The sequence below is a fragment of the Mycobacterium sp. genome (genome assembly GCF_049802695.1).
Taxonomy (GTDB): Bacteria; Actinomycetota; Actinomycetes; order Mycobacteriales; family Mycobacteriaceae; genus Mycobacterium.
Map to the genome: position 1 here is coordinate 1 of NZ_JBARMY010000295.1, position 3,575 is coordinate 3,575.

Annotated in this window: 5 protein-coding genes; 1 reads left to right on the forward strand and 4 read right to left on the reverse strand. The window is 69.7% G+C overall.

Translation table 11 applies throughout. The features are described 5' to 3' along the window. From WA317_RS11990 to WA317_RS12005, 4 genes are all read right to left on the reverse strand, one after another. Positions 1-390 (reverse strand): molybdenum cofactor biosynthesis protein MoaE (locus tag WA317_RS11990; protein ID WP_425173239.1); only part of this gene is annotated, 390 nt, incomplete at its 3' end. Continuing rightward, the gene (locus WA317_RS11995) at positions 390-872 is read right to left on the reverse strand and encodes a MogA/MoaB family molybdenum cofactor biosynthesis protein (protein ID WP_425173243.1); all 483 of its coding nucleotides are present in this window, start codon (positions 870-872) and stop codon (positions 390-392) included. The genes WA317_RS11990 and WA317_RS11995, both read right to left, overlap by 1 nt. Then, positions 872-1,348, reverse strand: coding sequence for a cyclic pyranopterin monophosphate synthase MoaC (gene moaC / locus WA317_RS12000; RefSeq protein ID WP_425173240.1), 477 nt, complete (start codon positions 1,346-1,348; stop codon positions 872-874). The genes WA317_RS11995 and moaC overlap by 1 nt, the downstream gene beginning before the upstream one ends. Positions 1,349-1,359: 11 nt before the next feature. Beyond that, positions 1,360-1,569 carry a hypothetical protein gene (locus WA317_RS12005; protein ID WP_425173241.1) on the reverse strand — a complete coding sequence of 70 codons (210 nt, stop codon included), beginning with the start codon at positions 1,567-1,569 and terminating at the stop codon, positions 1,360-1,362. A gap of 114 nt (positions 1,570-1,683) precedes the next feature. Between WA317_RS12005 and WA317_RS12010 the strand changes: the two genes are divergently transcribed. Next, positions 1,684-3,575 (forward strand): helicase-associated domain-containing protein (locus tag WA317_RS12010; RefSeq protein WP_425173242.1); only part of this gene is annotated, 1,892 nt, incomplete at its 3' end.

Here is a 3,575-nt window from a genome sequence, read left to right on the forward strand (position 1 = left end):
GAATTGGTGCTTCCACACCGGCAACTGCGCTTTGATCGCGTCGACCAGCCGGGCACACGTCTCGAACGCGGCCCGGCGATGGTCGGCGGCGACGACGGCCACCAGGGCCGCCTCCCCGATCTGCAGGATGCCGATGCGGTGGCTGGCCGCGACGGCCCGCACGCCGAAGGACTGCGCGGCGACGTCGCCGACCACATCGGCGAGCACCTGGCCGGCCGAGGGGTGAGCGGAGTATTCCAGCCGCAGCACCTGACGGCCGCCGTCGTGGTCCCGGATCACGCCGACGAAGCCGACGACGGCTCCTGCCGCGTCGTGACTGACCAGAGCCTCGTGATCGGCCAACGCGATCGGTTGCTCGGTCAGCTCGGCGCGCAGGACCTGTGGCGCCATCAACCCGAGTGGTCTTTGCCGGCCAGTTGGTCCAGCGCGTGGTCCAGCACGGCGGCGAGCACCGCAAGCCCGTCGCGCACCCCGCCGGGCGAGCCGGGCAGGTTGACGACCAGGGTCCGGCCGGCCACGCCGCACACTCCGCGCGACAGCACCGAGGTCGGCACTTTCGGCAGCCCTGAACGGCGAATGGCATCGGCCAGACCCGGCACCTGGTAGTCCAGCACCGCCGCGGTCTGAGCCGGGGTGTGATCCGTGGGCGAGATTCCGGTCCCACCGGAGGTGATGACTACGTCGACGCCGGCGCTGACCGCCTCGCGCAGCGCCTGACCGACCGGCTCACCGTCGGGAACCACTTGTGGCTGCGCCGATACGAACCCACGTTGCGCCAGCCAGTCCGCGATGATCGGACCGCTTCGGTCCTCGTAGACACCGGCTGCGGCCCGAGTGGACGCGATGACGATGCGGGCGGAGCGTGCGCTGATCACCGCGTCCAGGTTCCGCCGCGACCGCCGTCTTTGCGCAGGACCCGGATGTCGTCGATACGGGCGGCCGGGTCCACCGCTTTGATCATGTCGTAGAGCGTCAGGGCAGCGACACTGACAGCGGTCAGCGCCTCCATCTCCACCCCGGTGCGGTCGGTGCTGCGCACGGTCGCGGTGATTTCGATGTCGGATCCTGCCGCGGCGAAGTCGACGTCGACGCCGGTCAGCGCCAGCTGGTGGCACAGCGGTATGAGGTCGCTGGTGCGCTTGGCGGCCAGAATGCCCGCCACCCGGGCGGTGGCCAGCGCATCACCCTTGGGCAGCCCACCGGCGGAGATCAGCGATACCACCTGCGCACAGGTGCGCAACGTGCCGGCCGCGACGGCAGTGCGCCTGGTTGGCTGCTTCCCGGTCACGTCGACCATGTGCGCCTCTCCGCGCTCGTCGAGGTGCGAGAGCGCACCGGCGCCCGACATCGCGTTACCGCCTACCGGTTGACGATAGTGACCGGGTGCACGTAGGGCAGGTCGTCGGAAGGCACCGGGAAAGCGACATCACCGAAGGGGGACAGCGCACCCACCCGATCACTCGCCAGTTCGCTTACCGCATGATCCTCGGGGTCCGTCGTCGGCCAACCGTTGTCGACGTACTTGGTTTTCCGCGATTTGTTGTCCGAGTTGTCAGCCACGCTTTCCATTCTGACAGGTCTTTCCCGTTGCCGCCGAGAGTGTCAACCACCAGCGCTCGCCGTTGACCGAGGTGTTGGTCGCTTGGGGCGTTGGTACGCCCAGCTGTTTTACGCTGGTCAGCGATGACCGAACACACCCCGGGTATGGCGCTGGGGTCCTGGCTGGCCGACTTGTCCGACAAGCGGCTGATCCGTCTGCTGGAACTGCGGCCGGACTTGGCGCAACCACCACCGGGCAGCGTGGCCGCGCTGGCCGCCCGCGCTCAGGCCCGGCAATCCATCAAGGCCGCCTGCGACGAATTGGATTTCCGGCGCCTGGCGCTGATCGATGCGCTGTTGGTGCTACACGCCGACACGACCGGGGTTCCGGTTGCCAAGCTGCTGACCGTGATCGGCGAGCGGGCACCGGAGGCCGAGGTAGCCGCGGCACTGGACGACCTGCGCGAACGCGCTCTGGTATGGGGTGACGCCCAGGTGCGGGTTGCCGTCGACGCCGGCAGCGGGCTGCCCTGGCATCCCGGGCAGGTGACCCTGGAGGACGAATCGCGGACAGCAGAGCAGATCGCCGAGTTGGTCGACGAACTCGGCGACCCCGAGTCGCAGGTGTTGGACAAGCTGGTCGACGGGTCGCCGATGGGACGAACCCGGGACGCCGCACCAGGTGCGCCGCCGGACCGGCCGGTGCCGCGCCTGCTGGCGACTGGTCTACTGCGCCGGATCGACGCCGAGACGGTGATCTTGCCCCGCCAGGTCGGGCACGTACTGCGGGGCGAGCGGTTTGGCCCGGCAAAGCTCATACCGCCCGACCCGGTCATCTCGACCACCACCCCGGCCGACGTCGACGCCGCGGCGGCCGGCGCCGTCATCGACCTGCTGCGCGAACTCGACGTGCTGCTCGACACGTTCAGCACCGCCCCCGTCGCCGAACTGCGCAGCGGCGGCCTCGGTGTACGCGAAGTCAAACGGTTGGCCAAGCTCACCGGCATCGACGACGAACGGCTGGGACTGATCCTCGAACTCGCCGCGGCGGCCGGTCTGATCGCCGGCGGTAAGCCCGATCCACCGCCACCCGACGGCGACGGACCGTATTGGGCGCCGACGGTCGCCGCCGACCGGTTCGCCGAGACATCCACGGGTGACCGCTGGCTTCTGCTGGCCAATACCTGGCTCGATCTGCCGGCCCGCCCGTCGTTGATCGGCACCCGCGGGCCGGACGGCAAACCTTACGGCGCGCTGTCGGATTCGGTGTACTCGACGGCGGCTCCGCTGGACCGCCGGCTAACACTGAGCATGCTCGCCGGGTTGCCGCCCGGCAGCAGGGTGGACCAGACCACCGCGTCGACGGCGCTGGTGTGGCGTCGTCCGCGGTGGGCGAAACGACTGCAACCTGAGCCGGTCGCCGAACTGTTGAACGAAGCACACCAGCTGGGGCTGGTGGGTCGCGGCGCAATCAGTACACCGGGACGCGCGCTGCTGGCCGGCGACGCCGGCGTCGTCGACTCGATGAACCGGGCGCTGCCGAAGCCGATCGACCACTTCCTGGTGCAGGCCGATCTCACCGTCGTGGTGCCCGGACCGCTGGAACGCGGACTCGCCGAGCAGCTGGCCACCGTAGCCACCGTCGAGTCCGCCGGTGCTGCAATGGTTTACCGGGTCAGCGAATCATCGATCAGGCACGCGCTGGACATCGGCAAGACCGCCGACGCGTTGCACGCTTTGTTCACCGAGCACTCCAAAACCCCCGTCCCGCAGGGGCTCACGTACCTGATCGACGACGTCGCGCGCCGGCACGGGCAACTGCGGATCGGCATGGCCGCGTCGTTCGTGCGGTGCGAAGACCCCGCTCTGCTGGCCCAGGCGGTGAGCGCACCGGCCCCCGCGGACGTCCAGCTGCGGGTGCTGGCGCCGACGGTGGCGATATCGCAGGCGCCGATCGGCGAAGTGCTGGCCGCATTGCGGGAAGCAGGATTCGCGCCGGCCGCCGAGGATGCCTCCGGCGCCATCGTCGACATCCG